At 51.7% G+C, this 1160-nt stretch carries 1 protein-coding gene and 1 pseudogene; both read left to right on the top strand.

What is annotated here, in order from left to right; translation table 11 throughout:
* Positions 1–141: 141 nt before the first annotated feature.
* Positions 142–376: pseudogene (locus BGK49_RS15320) on the top strand (hypothetical protein); the annotation flags it as partial.
* A gap of 113 nt (positions 377–489) precedes the next feature.
* A partial coding sequence (locus BGK49_RS15315) for a DNA-methyltransferase (protein WP_133298252.1) occupies positions 490–1160 on the top strand: 671 nt, incomplete at its 3' end.

Here is a 1160-nt window from a genome sequence, read left to right as displayed (position 1 = left end):
GCCGCCTGGCGGGTTTTTTATGACTGAAATCGCGTCAGTACAGTAAACGCGCTGGTGGCGGTGAATACCTGTCTTTCAGCTTGCTGGCTTTTTCGACAAGAGTTATTGGTGTGTCACGTTAACCGGAAAAGGGAAAAAGACATGCTGAAACAGCAGGATATGACAGAAACCGCCAGAGTGGTGTTTAATGAATTAAGCGTCACCGAACCGGCGACAGTCGGGGAGATTGCGCAGAATACTTACCTTTCACGCGAACGCTGCCAGTTAATACTGACCCAGCTGGTTATGGCGGGTCTGGCAGACTATCAGTTCGGTTGTTACAGACGCCTTCCGCAGTGAAGGCTTTTTTATTTGTGGTAAATGGGCGGTTGTGGGTGTTAGGGGCACCCACCAGCCATCTGCTCATGCGTTGGGGTCACAAGCAAACCTCAGGCCCATCTGCTTTGCGCAAAAGCGGTATGAGCCTATCAGAGAAGTGCTTATTGATCTATGGCTAATACTGTAAAAATATCCAGTTGTGAGTTAATCAACGCCGACTGCCTGGAATTTATCCGGTCGTTACCCGAAAATTCTGTTGACCTGATAGTCACGGACCCGCCGTACTTTAAAGTGAAGCCTGAGGGCTGGGATAACCAGTGGAAGGGCGACGATGATTACCTGAAGTGGCTGGACCAGTGTCTGGCGCAGTTCTGGCGGGTGCTGAAACCTGCCGGAAGTCTTTACCTGTTCTGTGGTCATCGCCTGGCATCTGATATCGAAATCATGATGCGTGAACGCTTCAGTGTGCTGAACCATATTATCTGGGCAAAGCCGTCCGGACGCTGGAACGGGTGCAACAAGGAAAGCCTGCGGGCGTATTTCCCCGCCACAGAGCGCATTCTGTTCGCGGAACATTATCAGGGGCCGTACCGCCCGAAAGATGATGGCTATGAGGCGAAGGGCAGGGTACTGAAACAGCATGTGATGGCCCCGCTGATTGCTTACTTTCGTGATGCGCGAGCTGCCCTGGGGATAACGGCAAAACAGATTGCAGATGCCACAGGAAAGAAAAACATGGTGTCGCACTGGTTCAGTGCCAGTCAGTGGCAGCTACCGAACGAAAGCGATTATCTGAAATTACAGTCGCTGTTTGCCCGGGTGGCAGAAGAGAAACATCAGCG

It is taken from the genome of Shigella sp. FC1544, from assembly GCF_001722145.1.
GTDB classification, from domain to species: Bacteria; Pseudomonadota; Gammaproteobacteria; order Enterobacterales; family Enterobacteriaceae; genus Escherichia; species Escherichia coli.
The sequence above is the reverse complement of the archived record's forward strand: the minus strand, read 5'-3'. Positions and strand labels throughout refer to the sequence as shown.